Source organism: Fuerstiella marisgermanici (assembly GCF_001983935.1).
Lineage (GTDB): Bacteria > Planctomycetota > Planctomycetia > Planctomycetales > Planctomycetaceae > Fuerstiella > Fuerstiella marisgermanici.
Genome location: NZ_CP017641.1, coordinates 7,684,314 through 7,707,819, shown reverse-complemented (window position 1 = coordinate 7,707,819; position 23,506 = coordinate 7,684,314). Strand labels below are relative to the sequence as shown.

The window sequence follows — 23,506 nt, the reverse complement described above, 5'->3', positions numbered from 1 at the left end:
GGACACAGCGAGCAAATTGTTAGGCGATGGGTGGCACACAATCGTACTTGCACTTCCACCGAGGTATGATCTTCGTCGCCTCCGAGTTGGTTGGAATTTTCTCGGCGTTGACCGCTGACGCCAAGCGCACACTTCGACAGAGGAACCGAATGATCGCAACTGCTACAGACCGATTGGACCGAAACTTCTTAGGACTGGCGTTACGATGTGGCTTGCCGATGATGGTGCTGCTGGTCGCTGACTTTGGTTTCGCACAGCGTAACGAGCCCGCCACAGAAGTGTTTCAGCTAGCGGCCGGTTTTCCTCGTGAGAACGCTTTGAACGTGCCAACGGGCGTTGCGATCAATCTGCGTTTCAACCAGGCCGTTGATCCGGATTCACTGAAGTTTCTGAAGCTGGTTGCTGCCGATGGCTCAGAAATGCCGTGCCGCAAATCCACCGACCTGACCAATGCGTCGATCACGCTTGTCCCGCAAAATGATTTGAGGCCGCTCACGGAATATTCTTGCCACGGTTCGGAGCGTGTCCTGTCAAGAAGCGGTGAACCACTGGTTCCGTTTGCGCGGAAGTTCACGACGGGCGAGACTTCTGCGGCTGAGTCTGCTTTGCCAACGTTTGAGATGGAAACATTCGATGGCACACGTTCGATGACCACGATCCTGTTCGGGCCTGACCGTCGCCTGTACGCGGCCGATGCGTTCGGCCATCTGGTGCGATGGGATATCGACGACGAAGGCCGTCCTCAAAACCGTACCGTTTTACTTAGCGACCCGAAAAAGAGTCGGCAGTACATCGATCTGGAATGGGATCCCTCCGCGACGTCTGACAACCTGATCCTTTGGGCCAGTTATTCGCAGCGACTCGCGGAAAAAGACGATCGCTACTACTTCACCGGCACGATTGTGCGGATCAAACTTGGCGGAAAGAGCCACGAGGAAATCCACGAAGAGACAATCGTCTATGGCTTGCCTCACGGACGAGAACGGCAGGGCGGTTTTGACACGCTGCCACATCAGCCGAATGGGCTCGTCTTTCGCGACGGCAAGCTCTATCAATCGGTTGGGTCCACCAGCAGTTCAGGGGGACCGCCGAACTGGGGCATTCCCGAGCAGCCACTTTCGAGCTGCATTCTGGAATTCGATTACCAGTCGATCGACGCTCCGCTGGACGTACACCCGAGTTCGGGGATCGATCCATCGGCACCGGATTCTGCTGTAAAGATCTTCGCGACCGGAGTTCGCAACGCTCTGGAAATTGTTTCACATTCCAACGGACACCTTTACACGGCCACCAATATCAATGATCGAGGGGGCCCGCAGGACGGCGTACCGGATGACCCCGATATTCTCGGTGACCAAAACTCGTTGATCAAACAAACGACGCCGGACCATGAGAGCCTCTTTCTGCTGCAACGAGGCCGGCACTACGGATTCCCCAATCCATCGCGAGCACAATACGTGCTTCATGGCGGAAACCCGACTGCGCAAATAGATCCTTTTGAGATCTCAGATTACCCGGTTGGCACACTGCCCGAAGATGGCTTTGCTGCGGAACTGATGTTTGAAATTTGGCAGCATGGCGGCACGAGTGCAAACGGAATGATCGAGTATCAGCTAGAAACGGCTCACCCACTTTCCGGTTGTCTGCTGAGCTGTTTCTACTCCACAAAGAAGATCGCAGCCATTCGCCTCGGCGACGACGGTTTGCCCGTCAACGTTGCCGGGTTGCGTTCAGCCGAAGGTAAGCTGCCACTCAACGGCCCGCTGGATATCACGCAGGACAAGCGCACGGGCATTTTGTACATCGCCGACTTTGGCACTCAGTCAAAATTCGGAGCGGACGGATCACTAAAACTGCTCAGAAGCTCAACTCGAGAAAAACGATCGCCCGAAAACTGATCCGGAAACGGTCGCCGCAAATGCGCGAGACTCAGGCAGCTGCCTGAATTTGACAGACAACAAGCATAGACATTCCACGTCCACCGCTGCTGCCTCACCGATCAATCTGATCGACCATCAACTGCCGGGACATGGCAAGCGCGTCCGTCCAGTTACGATCGCGAGCCGTGGTAATAATGTCGTTTAAGTAGGCGGTTTCCGTTCGTGAAATCTGGGCAGCAGTTGCCGCTTCTTCGATCATGGCTGCGCACACTTCCAGCCGTTGTGCGTCTTTGCGATTGCAAATCGAATACAGAGCTTTGGCGTGTTCATAAGTGGCTGCGTTGACTTCACCATAGTGCGTGCAGCCTCGCACAAGAAACACGACGATGGCCAGCAGTGGCAAGCTTGAAACCAGGATTTTCGTGTGCAGGTTCATGGCTAAAATTCTCCGATGACTTCGCCTTCGTTCATGCTGGACAATTCTGCCCACAGAAGCAGGTCAATGTTTTCTGAAATGAAGCGGACAGATCCATCACCCAAACTCACGTGCCCGCCGCCCATGTGTTCTGAGTACATCTGACCGACATGAAAGGTCGGAAAATTCACCGGATGAATGATGGGAAAACCGGTGATGTCAAGTTCGCCACCAGACGGCCCGGCATGCACCAACACCATTGTCGCTGCAGCATCAGGACCGTTTTCCGGACTGCGAAACCGAGGCGGCGTTGACGCTCCCGGAACGACGCCAACCCACGTCTTGTCGCTTAGCTTTGACGAATGTTCACCCAGAAATACCGTGTTCGTCAGACCATCAGTCACGTCGCGAAACCGCGTTCCGGAATTGCGATAGAACGGGCCATCGGCAACTCGACCAGCGTCGCCGTTAATTGCGACCGTCCTGGTGGCTGACGTATAGATGTTGCTGAAAACAATACCGGTTGTCGCCGACCCGCATTCTCCCCAACACGATTCCTGGCCGTGACTGGCGACGTAGTGAGAACGCCCGACCACAACCGGCTGACCGTTAATCAAGCGGGGTGAACCATCGGCCCCCTGAACAGTGAAAGCGTCGTCGCCTCCGCTTGACGTCGGACACAGGAACACGGGCAGCTTCGTCGAAAGCACGTCACGATGCTGCGTGGTCCAAACCGGCCGGTCGAAATCAACGGAATTCGTGATGTTGCCCTGATCGAGAAACGGCAGCAGCATCGCTCCCCAACTCCAGCCCGGAGCCCCATCCCACGTATTCGGATCAAGTTGAGCCCACGCTGGCGCGGCGCCATTGGAAGTTGGATAACTGAAGTACCCGGCGGGAAGTCTTCGATGCACATCGTGATAGTTGTGCAGTGCCAACCCAAGCTGTTTAAGGTTGTTTTTGCATTGAGTTCGCCGAGCCGCTTCCCGAGCCTGTTGCACGGCGGGCAATAACAGCGAAATCAGGATGGCAATGATCGCAATCACCACCAGAAGCTCGATGAGCGTAAACGCGCGCCGTGCGACCTTGAGCCGAAGAACCTTCATTGCCGTAACCTCCCACCAGAAATTTCCGCCGCGAACAACTTAGCCCATACTAAGTTTTAGCGAGTTTAGCATCGACTAAGTTTTGTGCCTAGTCCGGATCGGAGCGTTTTTCAGGAACGCGACTTCCTGCTAGCATTTAGGCTCGCCTGACACGTTTCTGAAGGGGCTCAATGGCCAACGTTCACCAAAGAACACGAACTGACCATGCATCAGAAATGGCAGAAGACTACGTCGAAGCCATTTTTGACATCATTGACCACAGCGGCGTCTGCCGTGCCAGCGACCTGGTCCAGCTGTTCAAAGTCACTCACGCCACGGTCAACAACACCGTGGGACGTCTCGTGCGCGACGGCTACGTCACCACGGAGCCGTACCGGCCGCTGGAACTGACCGGCAAAGGCAAAACGCTGGCGAGAAAATGCCGCGAACGACACGAAATCGTACGCACGTTTCTACTCGCCCTGGGCGTGAGCGAAGCGACTGCCACGGCGGACAGCGAGGGCATTGAACACCACGTCAGCCCGGAAACTCTGAAAGCCATGCGCAGTTTCCTTAAGGCACAGCCCGTTCCGCCCGGCGAATAGCGTAACGAAGCTCAATGCATGGGCATCGCCGGCCGACGCCTCCCTTAGGTTGAATTGCCTTCCCCGAACAAAACCTGAGTGTGCCGCGAGGTTTGTGGCTCGAAGTCGTTGAATCGCAACAATTCGTATCCATTCGCGGTTCTGCGCCACGCCAGACTGGATTCGCTGCGGGTCAGTGAGTGAAATGCGGCTCCGCGGTTCACCTCACTTCATTTCGCATTGGTATTGTTCACTTGTCCAGCCCTGACACCTCGCACGCGACCTCTGCCGACACGCCCCCTCAAGCCGCACATGGTGGTGCGAAGAAAACCACGCTGCTGATCGTCTTTGTGGTCGTTTTCATCGACCTGCTGGGTTTTGGGATCGTGCTGCCGCTGCTGCCTCGGTATGGAGCCGTCTTCAACGCGACCAGCATGCAGCTTGGCCTGTTGATGGCATCGTTTTCAGCCATGCAGTTTCTGTTCGCTCCGATGTGGGGCGCCCTGTCGGACCGCATCGGCCGCCGGCCAGTGCTGATTGTCGGCTTGGTGGGTTCAACGCTGTCTTACGCCATGTTCGGCGTGGCCTCTGAACTGGGTCGTGAAGGAACCTTGCTGGGCCTCGGTGCGATTCCGTGGCTGTTCATCACTCGTATCGCCGCCGGAATCGCCGGAGCAACCATTGCGACAGCTCAGGCGGTAATCGCTGACAGCACAGGAGCGGCCGGGCGAGGCAAAGGCATGGCGTTGATCGGCGCGGCGTTCGGAATCGGATTCACCTTCGGGCCTCTAATTGGCGCCGCCTGCACATCCAGCGATCCGTCGATAGCGCTCAACGACGCTCAATACGCCGCCGTCCGTGATTGGGACGCGACGGAAACGCCGATCGCAGAAGGAGAACTGCTCGCACTGCTGACGGAACACGGAGAACTGCAGCCGGCCGACCAGGAATCGGCCGGTCAACTCCTCGCGGAACCCAGACCACAGGCCGAAGTGAAAGCCACTCTACTGGCACCACCGTCTGCCATGCCGGGCTATGTCGCTGCCGTGCTGTCGGCTCTGGCGCTGCTGCTGGCCATTGCCAAGCTTCCCGAATCGCGGCCGGCAGATTCCTCTGCCCAGACCACTCACAGGCGAGGCGGACTGCTGCAACTGGGAACGGTCGTACGTCACATGACGGCTCGCAAGTTTGCGGTCGTGCTGACAGCGATCTTTATCACCACGTTCGCGTTCGCTCAGTTCGAAAGCACTCTGTCATTGCTGACGCGGGAATTCGGCTACAGCCCCAAACGCAACTTCCTGCTGTACGCCTACATCGGAGCGATCCTGATGGTCGGTCAGGGCCTGCTGGTGCGACGATTGCTGCCTAAAATCGGCGAATACCGCATGGCCCTCATCGGCGTGGTCTTGATGACCGCCGGCTTTATACTGATCGCATTAACCGGCAACCGAACTCTGCCCGCCAACGCTTTGTGGTACATCCTGCCCGTCGTCACGATCGGCTTTTCATCCGTGACACCTTCCCTGCAGTCGTTGTTGTCTCAGGCAGCCGCCGAAGACGAACAGGGAGCAGTCCTCGGCACCGGCCAGAGCCTCTCATCGCTTGCCAGAATTCTGGGCCCCTACATCGGCATCCAATTACTGGACTTATCCGCTGCGACGCCGTACATTGCCGGAGCAAGCCTGATGCTGGTAGGTGGTTTAGCCGTGGCGTCGATCCGGACACCGAAGCCCGCGATTAAGGGAGACGCGGGGTAATCTGCAGCGGTGATTCTGCGGAACACCGCTACTGTTATTGTCTTCTCGGCGGCCCTCTGCGTTGAACAAGGACAAACGCAGAGGTCGCAAAGTCGCAGAGGGCCACAGAGTTTTGTGCGGCGAGTGTTACTGCCTGAACATTGGATGCTTCTCATCGCCGCGTGACAGCAGATAGGCCAGCAGGTCGAGAACTTCGTCCTTGTTAAGCGGCTTCAGCAAATCCGCAGGCATGATGGACACCTTTGATGGCAGTGTCTCGTCGATGTCCGACTTTGGAATATCGACGATTTTCGTGCTATCTTCCGGGTCGGTTAGCACGCTGATTTGTTCGTCGTTCTCAGACACGATTCGACCGTTGATCGTTTTGCCGTCAGACGTCACGACTGTGCTGCCCTTGTATTGGTCGCTGATGACTTTACTGGGGTCCACGATGGCTTCGGTCAGTGCTTCGATGTTAAAGCGACCGGCAAGTTGAGTCAGATCCGGGCCGGTGGCTCCACCGTCTCCGGCAAAGCGATGGCAGACGATACAGCGAGTTGCCGCGAACATCTTCTGACCGTTTTCAAAGTTGCGGTTCTTCAAACCGTCCGCCGCCAAAGCACGCACTTCGTCCAGCGTCCAGTCTTGGCCGGGGCCAGTTGGCTTTGGCAGTTCCGGAACCTTGTAAGGCGTCCGAGCCCCCGCTGCTTCGACAAGCACACGATGATCGAACGGTGTGATGTCCCATGCTTCGTTTTCAATGTTCTGAAGAAACTTCTTGTAGCTGTTACCGCCGGACCACGTCTGAGCCCGACCAAACCAGCGGTAGTAGTCGGATCGCAGCTCCGGCGTCCAGCCCACTTTCGCGACTCGCAGACAGAATGCGTACCACATCTGCTGTTTGTCCGGCTGGTTATCGATCATGGCTTTGATCGCTTTGCCATAGCCCGCGTTGCGAGCCAGCAAATCGGTCATGTCGATGTCTTCCCGCTGCGGCGGCTGATTCATCAGCGCGATGGTCTTTGCGACCACACTGGGTGAATCCAGATAGACCAGCATCTGGCAGAGTTCGCGGTTGAGTCGCGGGTCGTCGGCCGGAAACGCACGGTCCAGCTGGTGAAGCAGTCGATCTCTTGCGTTTTCACTAGGGGGAGCGATCCGTATGAAGACAAGCGAGAGCATCCTGAGATAACTAAGCCGATCTGTCACCGACAACGCATTGAGAGGAAATTTCGCGAGGGGTAGATCGCTGATAACCGATTCGAGCGGCGGAGGCGTCTCGTCGTCAGGCCACGGTAGTGCGTGAACCTGTCGAAGCAATGCTGCGTTGCGTGCGTTTGCTAACCAGTCGCCGATGATCACAGATGGTGGTGCGAACTTTTCTGGCGTGAGTAAGGCCTGCGGACCTGTTGGAACTTTCAATTTTCCACCTGCAGCAACAGTTTTTCGGTTCTCGCGAAGGGAAGTTTGCATTTGTGCGGCGACGAATTTCTCTCTTTGCCTGATGGCTGCAAATCGAAGAAACGGGTCGGTAGAGGCGAGGTATGGAGTTACAAACGATTTTTGAAACGAATTGTCTTTGAACCACTCCTCCGGCTTGTCATAGGTTTGACTGGCAGGACGCGACTCCAGAATCTTACGATCTTGAGCGGCAGACGTGAGACTGTCGCTGCTTGGCACCAACGGACTCGTTGACTCGTCGCCCAAGTAAACCACGCGAAACAACTCCGAATGCGTCCCTCGTCCGCCCACGCTGAAGTACAACGCTCCATCCGGCCCCGCCGCCACGTCTGTCAGAGGCAGCGGGCTGCGTGAGACAAATTCTTCCTTTGTCGCCCTATAGCTGCTTTGATGTGGTTCCATGTGGATGGCGTACATCGTGCCGAAGGTCCAGTCGCAGATGTACAGCGCCTTCTGATATTTGGCGGGGAACGCGAGCGGTGTGAATACATAGTTTGTAGGCCGGACCGAGCGGCCCTCGGTACCGGAGCGGCGGCCTGACTCGCTGGTGGTTGCAGACTCTTTGGCGTTGGAAACTTCTTCCGTCGGCCGCGCTGTTCCGGCAGCTCGACGGCCGTGATCCGGCCTACCAGATCCTTTCGCGGGAACTCGTGCCCAGGCATTCTTCGCGGCTTCGCTGTCGGCTTCGCGAGGCGGGCCATAGCCGAAGTCGACTCCCACCGGTGAGCCTGGGCCGATGTTGATGAGTGGTGGCAGGCTGTCGATGTAATACTCCGGCCATTTGCCGGTGCCGCTGCGCCAGCCGAACTCGCTGCCGCTTGTGGCGTGGACGACTCGAGTTGGACGGTACCACGGAGTGCCGACGTCCCATTCCATGTCCGCGTCGTAGGCGAACAGTTCGCCGTCGGCGTTGAACGCCATGTCGTACGGGTTGCGGTATCCGATACTCCAGATTTCCCACGTCTTGCCGTCCGGATCCGTGCTGGCGATCCAGCCGCCCGGTGCCAGTTTGCCGCGAGCGTGGCCGTTGGCATCCCACATGCGCGGCAGCAACAGGTCTTCGCCCCAGTTGGTGGGAACTCGGCTGCTGTAGTTTTCGTTTTCCAGTTCTTCGCCCGGCTTGAACGGCGGGTCCGTGTGGTTGCCGGCGATGACGAAAATACGATTTCCGTCGGGTGACAGGCGAATCGAATGAGGCCCATGTTCGCCTCCGCCTTTGAATTCTTTTAGTTTCACGCATTCGTCGAACTGGTCATCACCATCGGTGTCGCGAGCTCGATAAAGCCCGCTGCCGGGACCGCCGTTGCAGCAGAAGTAGAGGCTGTCGAAAGCCCACAGCATTCCCTGAGCACCGCTGGGCTGATGTTCGCAGCGGCTGAAATCGAGGCGTTCGACGGTTGTTTCTGTCGGGACTCCCTCGCCCCCTGCGGGAGAAAGGTCCGGGGTTAGGTGGTGTTCCGTGCGCGCGGCCCCCTCATCCGCCCTTCGGGCACCTTCTCCCCCTTGGGGGAGAAGGGAAGATGTTGCAACCGGTGGAAGCGTTATGCGACAGATCCCCTTGTCGCCCTGATCGCTCGCCAGCAGGCGGCCTTTGTTGTCGAACGCAATGCAAACCCAGGAACCCAGTTCGTCTTTGGGAACGGTGAACAGCTTCTCGACCTGAAAACCAGGCAGGACTTCGAACACGCCCCGTGGAACTCGACCGGCCAGTGACACGTTCGAGAACACATCGCCCCATGGCCCGTCGCCGTAGTTCCCTCGCGAGGCGACCTTCTGATCGCCGTTTGCATCTTCCGAATCGACGGTCCATTCGGCGTTGGTGACCACGTGACTCACCTCGCCGCCTGTATCCTTGATTGCCAGCTCCAGAACAAAGGCCGCGATGCCGCCATGATTGGCCACTTTGGCGGTGATCGTATTTTGGCCGTTGACGATATATTTGGCCACATCAGCCGACATAGGTTCTTCCCATGCCGCACTGGCTGCGACCCGCCTGCCGTTGATGAAGACAGTGCCCTCGTTGTCACACGATGCCTTCAGCCGGGCGGCCGTGACGTCCTTCGCAGTGAAGGATGTTTTGAGGACATAGTCGGAATTGTTGTCTTTTCCCCAGATCCACTGTGGCTTCGGACTTGCAGAGAATTCGGCATCGGAGACCTGGGGTTCTGGATTTGTGGGCGCAGATTTCGTGTTTGCGGTGGCTGAAGATTCCGCACCGCGTTCCATTGCCTCCTGCAATTCCGGCGTTTGGCGAAAGACACGTTTGGCTGTGGCTTCGGGACTTTGGTTCGACGTCTGAGCGAGTCCCGCAGGAAGGCCGTATGTCGCGGCCAACAGAACGATAAGGCGAGCGGTAGGTTGTGGTGACATGTTGGATGGCTGCAGCGGAGTGGATTGGTGAGAGAGATATCGGGGTCGTGTTGTTGCTTGTTGGGGACTCGAAACGACTCGGAGAGGTCGAGCCACGGGTCGCCGCTATTCGTCTTCGTTGAAGTTGGTGTTGGCTTCCTTTAGGTCCAGCTCTTTAATCCATGTGTTTCGGTAGCGGACGTCATGGCCTTCGCATTGCAGCTTCAGGCCCTGAGGCGTATCCGTGATACCGAAGCCGTTGTTGTTGCCGCCGTCGACACCGGAATTCGGGCCGCCCCAGACTTTGTTGATCTCGACGTTTTCATGGACCTTCTTGCCGTTGAAGTACATCGACACCAGCGGTTTCTGAACCATCTTGCCGTCCTCAAAACGAGCGGCTCGGAAGGTGATGTCGTAGGCGTTCCACTTGCCGACGCCGTTGTAGGCGTGATAAGGCGATTCGGTTTCGTTGATGACGGCTCCCATGCCGTGCTTGGTTTTGTCGCCGTCGAGTACCTGGATTTCGAAGCGGTTCTGCAGGTAGACGCCGCTGTTGCCGCCTAGTTTCGTAATGAGAAATTCCACGTGCAGCCGGAAGTCGCGATAAGGCTTCTTCGTGACAATGTCGGCCGTGCCATACTTGCCTCCGGCAGCAACGGGATCGTCCGTCATCAAGCATGTGCCGCCCTCAACCGGGTCGTCGACAATCTTCCATTTGATCGGAAGTGAAGAGGCAAACCGCGGTCCTTCCCAGTAGGTCCATTTCTGGTCCAGCATCTCACGCGAGCCATCGATGATGACTTCCGCACCGGGCAGTGGCTTGGCTCCGACGCCGACGTCGGCTGTTGCGACAGTGGACAGAATACTGCAGAGTGACACACAGATGGCGAGTTGCTTCATGGCGCGGCCTTTGAGCGATAGTTAGGCGGAAAAGTGTCGCTCAAGGATGACGGAAGCAGGGCAGGGAGGCAAGTGTGGGGAGTAGGTCCTTTCTGCCGGACATCGCGAATCGCAGTGGGGCTAACAGATCGTTTAACCCGCAGCCGGAGGTGCAGGCGAGCGGAAGACGGTTGTGCATCAGTGGATGCTGGCGAGTCACGGAACCCGATCAGAGACCGCCTGCGCCTTTGGCTGCGGGTTAAACGATCTGGCTGTTGCCTCGCTCGGCACCTACTTTACGTCCACAAGTCTTCGCGAGGATTCTGGGGAGCGGCTTCTTCCAGCTTGCGATAGAGTTCTTTCGCTTCGTCCGACAGGTCCTTCGGGACGACGACTTTCACCACGACAAGCTGGTCGCCTCGTTCACCCGTCTTGCGGTCGCGAACGCCCTTGCCGCGCAGACGCAGTTTCGCGCCGCCGGACGTGCCAGGTGGGATCGACATGACGACCGTGCCTTCCGTAAGAGTCGGGACGTCGACCTTCGCTCCAAGAGCTGCTTCAGACGGCGTGATCGGCACGTCAACCAGCAGGTTCTTACCGTCGCGACGAAACCAGGGATGCCCTGAAATCCGCACCGTCACAATCACATCGCCAGCTGAGCCGCCGCCGTGGCCGGGGTGCCCCTGACCGGCCAAACGAATTTTGGCGCCGTCGTCCATGCCTGCGGGGATCTTCACACCAATGCGTTGCACCTTGCCGCCGGTATGCAGAGTCAGTTCGTGTTCGCCGCCTTCTACGCCGACACGAAAGGGGACTCGAATTTCCGCTTCGACATTCTGGCCTCTTTGAGAACGCGGGGGACGCCGCCCACCACCGCCACCGAAGGGGCTACCGCCTCCTCCGCCGCCGCCGAACATTCCGCCCAGAATGTCGTCGAGGTCAAAGCTGGTTCCGCCAGCGCCGCCGAAGCCTTCAAACGGATTGCGTCCGCCTCCGCCAGGTCCGCCGCCGACTTTGTTCCAGTTGGCTCCGAACTGGTCGTACTTCTTCCGTTTTTCGTCGTCGCTAAGAACGTCGTAGGCTTCGGTAATCTCGGAAAACTTCTTTTGAGCTCCCGCGTCATCCGGATTGGCGTCCGGGTGATGCTGTTTGGCCAGCTTGCGGTAGGCCTTCTTGATTTCGTCCGCGCTGGCGGATCGGGAAACGCCGAGTGCTTCGTAGTAATCGCTTTGGGACATGTTCGGGGGAATGACTAATTTAGATTGTCAAATGACCAATGAGGCAGCTTGTCGTGTTTGAAGAACTAGTTGGAAAACAGTGCGTCCACAAACCCGTCCGGATCGAAAATTTCCAGGTCGTCGATGCCTTCGCCAACACCGATGTATTTCACAGGAATACCCATTTCCTGACGAATTGCCACGGTCACACCGCCGCGAGCCGTGCCGTCCAGTTTTGCCAGTACCAGCCCGGTGCATTCGACGGCGGCGGAGAAACTTTTCGCCTGGCTGAGTCCATTTTGTCCGGTCGTTGCGTCGAGGACAAGCAGGCTTTCGTGAGGGGCTTCCGGGATCACTTTCTGCAGGACACGCCGGATCTTGTCCAATTCGTCCATCAGGTTCTTCTGAGTCTGCAGACGTCCGGCTGTGTCGACGATCAGGTAGTCGGCGTTTAGTTCAACCGCTTTCGTCGCGCCTTCGTAGGCCACAGACGCCGGGTCGGCTCCACTGTCTTTGCGGACAATATCGCAGCCAAGTCGCTCGCTCCACATTGTGAGCTGTTCGACAGCTGCGGCGCGGAAGGTGTCGCCGGCTGCCAGCACAACCTTGTTGCCGTTCTTCTGCAGCAGGTTCGATATTTTCGCGATGGAAGTCGTCTTGCCAACGCCGTTGACGCCCGCCACCAGAATCACGGTCGGGCCGGAATCGGCTTTTGCCAGCGGTGAAAGCGGGTTCTCCAGATCCCAGTTGGTCGAACCATCGCCCTTCAACAATTCCCGCAATTCGCCTCGCACGGTGTCCCACACCGCATCGACATCGACGGTCCGTCCGCCATGGTCTTCTCGCAATTTAGTGACGATCCGGTCGCTGGCGGCGACGCCCATGTCAGTGCGAATCAGGCGGCCTTCGAATTCTTCAAGCACATCGTCGTCGAGAATCGCGCCCGCTTTAAACAGGTCGCGCAAGTCGGTGCGCAGAATGTCTTTCGTCTTTTTTAATCCGGCTTTGAGTCGGTCAAACAATCCCATTTTATTTCCCAACGTGGGCAGGCCCACATCCAATTGAAGCTACCGCTCCGAAACGCTCTGTTGTCGCTCTAAAAGATACGCGCAACGCTCGCAAAAGTCACACTGTCAGACACGAACAAGGGCACGGCCCTTGCCCCGATTGTCGAGCCGCCGCTCTGAAATGTTATGTGCATGGCGTGCGAAAGCGACACCGTCAGACTTTCACCAGCTCCTGAAATCGCCCCCACGCATCGCCCCACGCGGCAGAATCCTTGGGAGTGTATTCGCCGATGGTCTCTGAAGACCGCACCACCTCGCGGATTTCTGACAAAGAGGAAATATCTCCCGCTGCTCGAGCCTGCAGCAACACATTTCCGAGAGCCGTGGCTTCGATGGGACCGGCAAACACAGGACGGCCACAGGCATCGGCGGTGAACTGGTTGAGAAGCTGATTCTGAGTTCCTCCGCCGACAATATGAATGACCTCAACACGCACGCCTGTCAGTTCTTCCATCCAGCTCAGCACCTGCCGGTACTTCAGAGCCAGGCTTTCCAACGCACAGCGGACAAACTGGCCTTCGGTTTCCGGGATGACCTGCCCCGTGCGACGACATTCTTCGGCGATCGCCTTCGGCATATTGGGTGGGCTCAGAAATTCGGCTCGGTCAGGATCGATCAACGACCGGAACGGCTGAGCTTCGGTGGCCAGCCGAGTCAGTTCTGCGTAGTCAATGTCCTTGCCAAGCGCGGCGAAGGCGACTTTGCAGCGTTGCACCAGCCACAGGCCCATGATGTTTTTCAGCAGGCGATAGGTGCCGTCAACGCCGCCTTCATTGGTCACGTTATATTCCAACGCTTTCGGCGTGAGCACAGCGTTATCGACTTCGACGCCCATCAGCGACCATGTGCCGCTGCTGATGTAGGCCCAGTCCGGATTGCCGGTACGGCGCGTCGGCACAGCGGCGACGGCGGCTCCTGTGTCATGCGTGGCGGGTGTCACGACGTTCAGTTTGCCAAGACCCGTGAATTCCGCCACCTCACCGCGAAGCGTGCCGAGATTTGTGCCGGGCGTCACGATTTCCGGAAACATGTCCGTCGGAATTTCCAGCTTCCGCAACATGTCGAACGCCCAGTCACGGGTGGTGGCGTTCAGCATTTGAGTGGTCGTCGCGTTGGTGAATTCGACGACTCGGCTACCGCTAAGGCACCAGTGAAAGAAGTCGGGCACCATCAGAAACCGCTTCGCTTCCGCGACAAGCCCAGGGTCGCGTTCGCACATAGCGAGCAACTGATACAGCGAATTGATCTGCATAAACTGCAGACCGGTCTCGGCGAAGATTTCCGGGCGAGGCACGCGCGATGAGGCTTTTTGCATCATGCCGTCCGTGCGTTTGTCACGATAGTTCCAGGGCTGGCCCAGTAGTTCGTCGTTCTTGTTCATCAAAACGAAGTCGACGCCCCACGTATCGACCCCGACCGATACGGCAGAGCCGCCCAGTTTCGAAGCGGCTTCGCGCAGTCCGTTTTGGATTTCTGACCAGAGGCTGACAAGATTCCAACGCAGCGTGCCGCCGAGATTTACCGGACCGTTGGGGAAACGGTGGAACTGCTCAAGTGCAATCTTTCCACCATCGAAACGCCCGGCCATCACACGACCGCTTTCCGCGCCGAGATCCACCGCGATGTAGTTTTTTTGTGCCATTGCTCGTTCCTGTGAGTGTCAGAAGCCGCATGATAGCGGGATCAAGGTTGCTGAAAAACCAAGTGCAGCGGCATCGATGGATGTCGGACCGACGGCAAAACTCGAGGGCGATGACCTGCCGAAGGACTCGCCAGAGTTCCCGCTGTACCGCGATCAGTGGGCCTTTTGGTGGCGAATTCCCCGACGGGCCGGTGAATGAACGGACGCAACCACAAGGAAACGCAAGATTACTGGACTCCGCGATTCTCGGCGTCCTCTGCGGTTCACGTGCGTTTCGTTGAACTTGTCGGCAACCGATGAACGAATGGATTAACCGCGGAGGTCGCTGAGGAACGCAGAGAGGAGGGTGGGTTTTCTCGCTGAGCCGCTTGTCGCGGGGACGCATCAGAGTATTTGGGACTCCGCAATCGGTTGGGATTTCTGGCGAAATCGACTACGGGCCGATGAACGGACGGACGCAATCAGAAGGAAACGCAGGATTACTGGACTCTGCGCTTCTCGGCGTCCTCTGCGGTTCACCTGCGTTGCGATAAACTCGTCGGCAACCGATGGGCGAATGGATTAACCGCGGAGGTCGCAGAGGGGAGGGTGGGGTTTCTCGCTGAGCCGCTTGTCGGGGAGCCGCGTCAGAGTATTTGGGACTCCGCGATCGGTTGGGATTTCTGGTGAAATCCAGTACAGAGGATTCGGCGTGGGATTGCGCCGCGCCAAAATGTGAGTTTTACGACCTTTCAGGCTTATTCGATTGAACCCTTCACCTCAGCACGAATTCCGGCTGACTCAAGCGCAGCGGATTCGCACTACTCGCGAGTTCCAGCAGTGCTACGATTCCGGCCTGCGCGCGGGGGACAATCACTTGTTGGTGTTCGTTTTGCCGAACGGTTTGGAACACAGCCGCGTTGGTGTGAGCGTTTCTAAAAAGCACGGTAATGCGGTCAAACGAAATCGAAAGAAGCGGTTGCTGCGGGAGGCGTTTCGGTTGCTGCAGCATGAACTGCCTTCTGGGGTGGACTTCGTTCTGGTGCCGCGGCAACGTTCGGATTCCGCGCTGGCCGACTATCGGGCGTCGTTAATTCGACTTGCCGCAAAGCTGCAGCGACGCATGCAGCCTGACAGTGGAGCGGCGTCGTGAAGGTGCTGAAGTGGTTGGCTACTTTGCCGTCGCACGTGGTCATTCTGCTGGTGCGAGGTTACCAGTTACTAATCAGCCCCTGGCTGGGGCCAAATTGCCGTTTTCACCCAACATGCAGCCAGTACTTCATTCTGGCGGTTCGAAAACACGGTTTGATTTGGGGAGCATTAAAGGGTGTGCGTCGCATTTCGAAATGCCATCCATGGAACCCTGGCGGATACGACCCGCCGTAGGTCTGCTCGGACAACTCATCGGCAAATCTGCTGACGACTTGTTGTGTTCCGTGTACGCTCGGCTTATTCTTAATATTCGTCGAAAGCCGCATTGATCAACTGGTTGAGATGGGACCGCACAGATGATTCTGGTACGTCGAATACTGAATAACGTTCTCTGCAAACGCCTGAACCTGCGACGTCGCAAGGCATGGCCGACTCACGAATTGCAGCTCGAACAACTGGAAGTCCGCTCCGTGCTCACATCGCTCATCGGAGCGGAAGTCACCGTGGGTAACACGTTTGAATCGATCGCCACGGGAAGTGAAGAAACACCGGTTGGCGATCTCGAACGAGTCACTGTGCAGCAAACGATTAACGATCCGGAACTGAAACAGTTTTCGGGGCTGTACGATATCGACATCGACGGCGGTGAGATTTCGATGCGGTACAACCTGTCGGAGAGCTACGGTTCCGATCCGGCTCGCGTGATTGAAGCGGGCACGTTTGATCGCTACCGGTTCAAGGTGGAAGGATTGGCACCCGGTGACTTCATCAGTTCGGCGGTGGCCGATACGACTCGTAACCTTGTGCCAAACGTCACGCTGGCGGACGGCGATACTATTGTGGTGGAAATTGGTCCCGGAATGCAGATCGGTGAGAACTTTGATGCTCGAATTCTGGTGGATGTGGACAGCACGCCGCGATCGCTGGAGGGGACTGCAGTCACGATCACCAAGACATTTGAATCAGCTCTGCAGACCAGCGGCATTGAAGTGCCTGATCGTGGCCCAGTCACGGCGACGATCAATTACGCGGCAGGCTTTTCTGGAGCAGAATACCCTGATCCAGGAGATCTCAATAACCGCTATCGCATCAATGTCGAGCTGGGGACGATCTCGATAAACTGGAGTCCAGGCGGGCTGGTCGAACTCTTTCCCAACGGCCCGTTCGACGTCCCGCCCGATACGTTCAAACGCTTCTACTTTGACTTTGATCTCGGCACCAATGATTACATCTCGTCCGCTTCCGCACGTACGTCTACCGCGCTCGTGCCGAATGTCCGGATCGTTGACGAGCACACCATCGTCGCCGAAATCGGTCCCGGAATGCAGGAGGGCGGCGGATTTAACGCGGTGATCGACTTTGACGTCGACACGAATGGACCAAATATCATCGGTCGCAAGTGGCAGGATCTGGACAACGACGGCGTGCGTTCGTCCAATGAAGGCTGGCTTAACGGCTGGGATATCCAGCTGCTGAATCAGGCTGGCGACGTTGTCGATACGACTCGCACCAGAAATATCGACCTCAACAACGATGGCCTCATCGATCCCACCACCGAAATGGGCGTCTACCTGTTCGAAGGCGTCCAGAATGGCACTTACGACGTGAAGGAAGTGCGGCAGCCAGGCTGGGTCCAGACGGCTCCGATTGGCAACGGCGATCAGCGCGCCTTCGAACTGGACCGCGACCTGAACCTCGTGCAGTCTTCCAGCGACTTCTTCAACTGGGGTGGCCGCGGCGAACGCTGGGTCTTTGGTTCCGGCAATTGGTATTTCGTGACGCCGGACGGAGCCTTCCTGCAGTGGAACGGTAGTCCTCGTTCAGCGCTGTCCGGCGAACTGATTGCGATGCTGAAACCGGCCGTGCATCAGGACCTGTCGCTGCTGTATGACGCTCCGGCACCCGGCCGGAACTTCGTAAACGTCGTCGACGGCAACGATGGACACGGGCCGGACTTCGGCAACTATCTGGCTCCGCCACTGTTCCGCGTGGATGTTGAAGCCGATCCGGAAGTCGCCAACGACGTGCTGATTCGATGGAATTCAACCGGCGTGGTTGACAGCCGCTACGAAATCTGGATCACAGACGTGAACACTCGCAAGCGGTTTAAAGTAGAAACCGGACTGGAAGGCAATTCCTACACAACAACACTGCCTGATCGACGTTATCGCGTGTGGATGCGTTCTGAGTACTCACCCGGCGTCTTTTCGGCGTGGTCGAAGTCACAGGAATTTGAATTGCTGCGTAGCGAAACAACCATCATGCCCAGCGGCCTGGATCCGGGGATCGACGCGACGCCCGTGATTGAATGGACACCTCAGACTGAAGCATCCAGCTATGAAGTTCGCGTCACCGATTTGAGCGGCAACCGCGAGTATTACGCTGCACAAATCACTGGAACGTCGCATCGCATTGGAGCGCCGTTGCAACTGGGGACTCACCTGGTTTCTGTGCGAGCCAACTATCCGGACGGCAGTCGCGACGACTGGAGTACCGGGCAGGAACTTGTGATTGGCGGTACGCCTATCGTGCAGCTGATCGGTAACACCGTTTCATGGACGCCCGTGAAGGCGGCAACCTCGTACGACTTGTGGGTGAAATGCACAACGGACAACGGCACAACGCTGGAAGAGCGCGTCGTTTACGAAAACAACATCCACGACCTCTCGTTTCAACTGCCAAACCTGCCGCGCAGTACCTATGCGTTGTGGGTCCGAGCTATCCGGGCGGAAGGCGGTGAGAAGTACCTGTCAGACTGGAGCCAGCGAACGGATTTCCGTGTGAGCTCCAATCAGGACGACTTCCAGTTGGAGTCGCTATCCAGCGAAATACAGCTCGTAAGCCGGGACTTTGCCCAATTGCGGGTTCAGGAAGAACACGACCGCAACGATGTGGCAAGCGCTGACGAAAAGCGTTCGCAAGCGGTTTCAGATGCCGAAGTTAATCCCGAACAGAGTCAGGATCACGGGGCAAATCGTCGTGCCAAGCCGGATCCAATAGCCGCCGTGATGGCAGAGTTTGCGGGGGCGAATTTTCTGGACGAAATTCAGTCCTAAGCCCAGCGGGCCTGTACCGCCACGTCCAACTACAGCTTTGTCAGGGCTAAGAGCTAAGGTAGTGGCTATCAGCCATCGAGCGTTAGCAGCGGCGAGCACTCGTTCACGCCGTTTGCGATGACGGCAGTGGCGAGCGCGTCCGGTACGCGATATCCTTGGTGCCTACCGAACCGCCATTCCTTATCCTGGCCCACCGCCATGAAATACGTTGCTTCATTCCTGGCCGCAATTGGACTGCTGCCCTCCGCGTTCGCAGCTGAAGTCACTTTCAATCGCGACATTCGCCCATTGCTGTCCACCGCCTGCAACAAATGTCACGGTCCGGACGCCGCTCACCGCGAAGCCGACCTGCGATTGGACAACGAAGACGGAATTCGTCACGCCTTCGATGACGGCCTGAATAGCGAAGGTTGGAAACGCATCACTTCAACTGATCCCGACGTTGTGATGCCGCCGCCGGATTCGCACGTGGAACTCAAGCCGCAGGACATCGCTGCGATCAAGGCGTGGGTCGAAGCCGGAGCGGCCTACGAAGGCCATTGGTCATTCATCCCGCCGACCAAACCGGCGGTTCCCGAATTCACGACGGACGCTGCACGCAACTGGCCTCGCAATCCCATCGACGCCTTCATCCTGCAGCGATTGCTTGCCAACAAAGTGCAGCCCAACGCCGACGCGGACAAAGAACGCCTTCTTCGTCGAATCACGCTGGACCTGACCGGGCTGCCTCCGAGTATTGCCGACATCGACGCATTCCTGGCAGACAAATCGGAAGCCGCATACGAAACAGTCGTCGACCGGCTGTTGAAATCGCCCCACTTCGGCGAACGCATGACGGTTGTGTGGATGGACGCGGCTCGCTACGGCGACACCAGCGTCTTCCACGCCGACGGCCCGCGCAGCATGTGGCCATGGCGAGACTGGGCGATCGATGCCTACAACAGCAACAAGCCGTTCGATCAGTTCACCATGGAACAGCTTGCTGGCGACCTGCTTCCAAACGCGACAACTCAGCAAAAAGTGGCCACCGGTTTTCTGCGCAACAACGCTACGACGGACGAAGGTGGTTTAATAGAAGAAGAATACCGAGTCGAATACGCCATCGACCGAGTGAAGACAACGTCCATAGTGTGGATGGGCTTGAGCATGGAGTGCGCTCAGTGTCACAACCACAAGTACGATCCAATTACGCAGAAAGAGTACTATCAGTTTTTTGCGTACTTCAACCAATCTGCCGATCGTGGCAAACAGACTCGCAACGGCAACGCGGTGCCCACGGTTGATCTGTTCGACAGTGTAAAAATCGGCGAAGCCGAAACTCTGGAAAGGCAGCTCGCCGACACTGCAAGGGATCTCGACAAACGATCGAAGGTGGCCGAAGGCGAATATCAGAAGTGGGTCGCGATAGCCGCTTCAAAGGTGAGCGGCCTGCCACTGCTGCCGACTGGCATGACGGCTCACGTGCCGCTGGACGAAGGCAAAGGGCGAGTCATCGTGGACGCGACCAATGCAGAACGCAACGGCAAACTGCATGGCGCAGAAAAGTGGGCGGATGGAAAATTCGGCAAGTCATTCGATTGCGACAGCACTAACTTTATCGACATGGGCGACGCGGGCGACTTCGACGGCAGCCACGGGTTTTCTTATGGAGCGTGGATCAAGCCGAAGGGCACTGCATCGGGAGCTCCGATCGCCCGGATGAACAACGCCAATGCGTTTCGCGGCTATGACCTGCACATTTCCGGCGGTGTGATCGAACCGCACATCATCCACCGATGGCCGGACGACGCCATCAAGGTTCGGACGAAGAACAAACTCAAACCCGACGAATGGCAGCACGTTTTCGTCACGTACGATGGCAGCGGCAAAGCGTCCGGAGTCAAAATCTACGTCGACGGCAAACCGCAGGAATGGACAATCGAACAGGACGGACTCGCGGGAACAATCAAATCGAAGGGACCGTTTTATCTGGGGCGTCGCAACGGCGGATCTCACTTCAACGGCCTGATCGATGATGTTCGAGTTTACGCGCGATCGTTGGCGGAAGCCGAAGTGGCCGCGATTTCTGGTAACGACGTCGTCACTCCGCTGCTCGCCAAAGCGGCGGCTGAACGCTCAGACGCCGAAAACGCCACGCTCAGAAAACACTATCTGAACGTCGTTGACGAACCGTACAAGACTCTGTTGCGGCAGCAGGCCAAATTGACGTCGCAAATTGCCGAACTGAAGCAACCGGTCGCCAATGTGATGATTATGAACGACGCGGAGGAAATGCGAAAAACCTACGTGCTGGCTCGAGGCGACTATGCGTCACCTTTGAAGGACCACACAGTGCAACCCGGTGTTCCGGCAGCACTGCCCGCGCTGCAGGCCGGAGCAAGTTCAAACCGTCTGGGGCTCGCGACATGGTTGACTCAGCCTAACCATCCGCTCACCGCACGAGTTGCCGTGAATCGCTATTGGGCAATGCTGTTTGGTGAAGGCATCGTGCGCTCGCTGGAAGATTTCGGCGCACAGGGCGAATGGCCCTCTCATCCGGCGCTGCTGGACTGGCTGGCCGTCGACTTTGTCGAAAATGGCTGGGACATCAAACGCACGATCAAGCAGATGGTAATGTCGTCCACGTATCGTCAATCATCCGCCGTCACCTCAGAAAAGCTGGCTGCCGATCCCGAAAACCGCCTGCTGTCTCGTGGAAGTCGGTTCCGGCTGCAGGCAGAATTTGTACGCGACAACGCGTTGGCCGCCAGCGGATTGTTGGTGCCTGACATTGGCGGGCCCGGAGTTAAGCCGTATCAGCCGCCAGGCCTGTGGAACGAAGTGAGTCTCGACGGCAATCTGCGATTCGAGCCTGACAGCGGCGAAAAACTCTATCGTCGGTCGATGTACACATACTGGAAGCGATCGGCGCCGGCTCCATCAATGACCATCTTCGATGCCCCCACGCGAGAAAAGTGCTCACTGAAACGATCGCGCACCAATACGCCGTTGCAGGCTTTGGTCACGATGAATGATCCTCAGTTCGTCGAAGCGGCCCGAGTCCTCGCTGAAGCCGCGCTGCGTGCCAACGGAACATCTACTGAACAACAAATCTCGTTCGCCTACCGTCGAGCCGCCGGCGTTATTCCTTCGGCCGGCATTCTTGCGGTGTTGCGAGAAGCGTATGCAGAAGAACTGGAACGCTTCCGCAGCGATCCCGAGTCTGCCGAGAAATTTCTTTCGATCGGCGATAGCAAACGCGACGAGTCTTTGGATGTCGCCACGCACGCCGCTCTGACCGCTGTCTGCAGTATGATCCTGAACCTTGACGAGACTTTAACACGCGGCTGAATTGGCAGCTGCTAACTGTCAGGCGAACGATACACCTGGAAAAAACGACTTCAACATGTCGGATGATCTGATGACGCAAAACCATACTTTCATGCACGATCCACAATTGTCTCGACGGCTTCTCCTGAATAATTCCGGCCGCACGTTAGGAGCCGCAGCGCTGGCTTCTTTGCTCGCGAACGAAACAACGGCCGCACCGAGTGCCGCTGCGCCGGCGGCGATCAACGGCGGGCTTCCTGATCTGCCGCACTTTGCTCCAAAGGCAAAGCGGGTGATCTATCTGATGATGACGGGCGGGCCGTCACATATCGACACGTGGGATTACAAACCAGAATTGCGAAAAATCCATGGCCAGGAGTTGCCGGATTCGATTCGCAACGAGCAACGAATTACCACGATGACATCCGGTCAAAAAGCGTTTCCGTGCGTGGCACCCATGTTTGAATTTTCGCAGCATGGGCAGAACGGGACGTGGGTGAGCGAAATTCTGCCTCACACGGCAAAGCTGGTCGACGACATCTGCCTGGTGAAGTCGGTGCACACCGAAGCCATCAACCATGACCCCGCGATCACCTTCATCAACACTGGAGTTCAGCAGCCCGGAAAGGCCAGCATGGGTGCCTGGGTGAGTTATGGACTGGGCAGTCCCAACAAAAACCTGCCATCGTATGTCGTAATGATTTCGAAGGGCCCCGGCCAGAAGCAGGCACTCTACAGTCGACTGTGGGGAAGCGGATTTTTGCCGTCCCAGCATCAGGGAGTTGCTTTGCGAGCCGGCAAGAGTCCCGTTTTGTACCTGAACGATCCGGACGGAATTGATCGGGCGACTCGACGCCGGATGCTGGACCGCATCGCCGCCATCAACCAGGAAACGTACCGCAACTTTGGCGATCCGGAAACACTGACTCGGATCGCTCAGTACGAAATGGCGTTTCGTATGCAGACGTCCGTGCCGGGGCTGATGGACCTGTCGACCGAAACAGAAAACACGAAGGCACTGTACGGGCCCGAGATCGAAACACCGGGCTCGTTCGCTCGCAATTGCGTGATCGCTCGGCGGCTGGCAGAGCAGGGTGTTCCGTTTGTGCAGTTGTTCCATCGCGGCTGGGATCAGCATGGCAACCTGCCGAAGCTTTTGCGTGGTCAGTGCGAATCGATCGATCACCCCATCTACGGTTTGATTACCGATCTGAAACAGCGAGGTCTGTTTGAAGACACGCTGATCGTGTGGGGCGGTGAATTCGGTCGTACAATTTATTCCCAGGGAACGCTGACGGCGGATAACCATGGCCGAGACCATCACGGCCGCTGCTTCACGATGTGGATGGCTGGTGCGGGCATCAAACGCGGCTTCGAGTTCGGGAAGACAGACGAATACTGTTACAACATCGTCGAGAACCCTGTGCACATCCGGGACATGAACGCCACGTTGCTGCACCAACTGGGCATCGATCACAACCGGTTGACGTTCCGCTATCAGGGACTCGATCAAAAACTGACCGGTGCAGAACCGGCGCGCGTTGTCGATGAAATTCTGGCGTAACAGACGTCTTGCGTCTGCGTTGATTCTGCCGTCGGAACCGGCTTTGCTCAGAATGCCGCCTTTGCCGAAGCGTGCCGTCATGGGGACATGCCAGCAAAATCGGACCGTTGTCACTCCAATGGGTGAGACGC

The 23,506-nt window shown here is 57.4% G+C and carries 15 protein-coding genes; 8 read left to right on the top strand and 7 right to left on the bottom strand.

The features are described 5' to 3' along the window. Window positions 1-149 precede the first annotated feature (149 nt). Window positions 150-1,898, top strand: a complete 1,749-nt coding sequence (locus Fuma_RS28960; protein ID WP_158521171.1) for an Ig-like domain-containing protein — start codon at window positions 150-152, stop codon at window positions 1,896-1,898. Between the two features lie 94 nt (window positions 1,899-1,992). On the opposite strand, the gene Fuma_RS28955 is transcribed toward Fuma_RS28960, so the two are convergent. Both Fuma_RS28955 and Fuma_RS28950 read right to left on the bottom strand, forming a co-directional pair. Beyond that, entirely contained in the window at window positions 1,993-2,316 is a 324-nt protein-coding gene (locus Fuma_RS28955) for a hypothetical protein (protein WP_077027182.1), read from the bottom strand. Between the two features lie 2 nt (window positions 2,317-2,318). Then, window positions 2,319-3,401 (bottom strand): DUF1559 domain-containing protein, encoded by a 1,083-nt coding sequence (locus Fuma_RS28950; RefSeq protein WP_077027181.1) that lies wholly within the window; start codon window positions 3,399-3,401, stop codon window positions 2,319-2,321. Between the two features lie 170 nt (window positions 3,402-3,571). Between Fuma_RS28950 and mntR the strand changes: the two genes are divergently transcribed. Together mntR and Fuma_RS28940 are read left to right on the top strand one after the other, a co-directional pair. Beyond that, a complete protein-coding gene (gene mntR / locus Fuma_RS28945; RefSeq protein WP_077027180.1) occupies window positions 3,572-3,985 on the top strand; it encodes a manganese-binding transcriptional regulator MntR in 414 nt (137 codons plus the stop codon). A gap of 233 nt (window positions 3,986-4,218) precedes the next feature. Continuing rightward, the gene (locus Fuma_RS28940; RefSeq protein WP_083732659.1) at window positions 4,219-5,721 is read left to right on the top strand and encodes an MFS transporter; all 1,503 of its coding nucleotides are present in this window, start codon (window positions 4,219-4,221) and stop codon (window positions 5,719-5,721) included. Between the two features lie 126 nt (window positions 5,722-5,847). On the opposite strand, the gene Fuma_RS28935 is transcribed toward Fuma_RS28940, so the two are convergent. From Fuma_RS28935 to rhaB, 5 genes are all read right to left on the bottom strand, one after another. Then, window positions 5,848-9,531 (bottom strand): c-type cytochrome, encoded by a 3,684-nt coding sequence (locus Fuma_RS28935; protein WP_077027179.1) that lies wholly within the window; start codon window positions 9,529-9,531, stop codon window positions 5,848-5,850. Between the two features lie 105 nt (window positions 9,532-9,636). Further along, the gene (locus tag Fuma_RS28930; RefSeq protein ID WP_077027178.1) at window positions 9,637-10,410 is read right to left on the bottom strand and encodes a 3-keto-disaccharide hydrolase; all 774 of its coding nucleotides are present in this window, start codon (window positions 10,408-10,410) and stop codon (window positions 9,637-9,639) included. Between the two features lie 275 nt (window positions 10,411-10,685). Beyond that, window positions 10,686-11,627: a DnaJ C-terminal domain-containing protein gene (locus Fuma_RS28925; RefSeq protein WP_077027177.1), complete on the bottom strand. Its 942-nt coding sequence runs from the start codon at window positions 11,625-11,627 to the stop codon at window positions 10,686-10,688. A gap of 65 nt (window positions 11,628-11,692) precedes the next feature. Further along, window positions 11,693-12,634 carry a signal recognition particle-docking protein FtsY gene (gene ftsY, locus Fuma_RS28920; RefSeq protein WP_077027176.1) on the bottom strand — a complete coding sequence of 314 codons (942 nt, stop codon included), beginning with the start codon at window positions 12,632-12,634 and terminating at the stop codon, window positions 11,693-11,695. A gap of 193 nt (window positions 12,635-12,827) precedes the next feature. After that, window positions 12,828-14,315, bottom strand: a complete 1,488-nt coding sequence (rhaB, locus tag Fuma_RS28915) for a rhamnulokinase (protein WP_077027175.1) — start codon at window positions 14,313-14,315, stop codon at window positions 12,828-12,830. A gap of 745 nt (window positions 14,316-15,060) precedes the next feature. Between rhaB and rnpA the strand changes: the two genes are divergently transcribed. The 5 genes from rnpA (at window position 15,061) to Fuma_RS28890 (ending at window position 23,375) form a co-directional block, all read left to right on the top strand. Then, window positions 15,061-15,447 (top strand): ribonuclease P protein component, encoded by a 387-nt coding sequence (gene rnpA / locus Fuma_RS28910; RefSeq protein WP_077027174.1) that lies wholly within the window; start codon window positions 15,061-15,063, stop codon window positions 15,445-15,447. Next, window positions 15,444-15,680 carry a membrane protein insertion efficiency factor YidD gene (yidD, locus tag Fuma_RS28905; RefSeq protein ID WP_229360768.1) on the top strand — a complete coding sequence of 79 codons (237 nt, stop codon included), beginning with the start codon at window positions 15,444-15,446 and terminating at the stop codon, window positions 15,678-15,680. Before rnpA ends, yidD begins: the two co-directional genes overlap by 4 nt. 122 nt (window positions 15,681-15,802) lie before the next feature. Continuing rightward, window positions 15,803-18,502 carry an SdrD B-like domain-containing protein gene (locus tag Fuma_RS28900; RefSeq protein WP_077027173.1) on the top strand — a complete coding sequence of 900 codons (2,700 nt, stop codon included), beginning with the start codon at window positions 15,803-15,805 and terminating at the stop codon, window positions 18,500-18,502. A 198-nt stretch (window positions 18,503-18,700) separates the two neighbouring features. Next, window positions 18,701-21,832, top strand: a complete 3,132-nt coding sequence (locus tag Fuma_RS28895; RefSeq protein WP_077027172.1) for a DUF1553 domain-containing protein — start codon at window positions 18,701-18,703, stop codon at window positions 21,830-21,832. Window positions 21,833-21,887: 55 nt separating this feature from the next. After that, complete coding sequence (locus Fuma_RS28890) at window positions 21,888-23,375, top strand: DUF1501 domain-containing protein (protein WP_229360766.1); 1,488 nt, start codon at window positions 21,888-21,890, stop codon at window positions 23,373-23,375. Window positions 23,376-23,506: the final 131 nt, after the last annotated feature.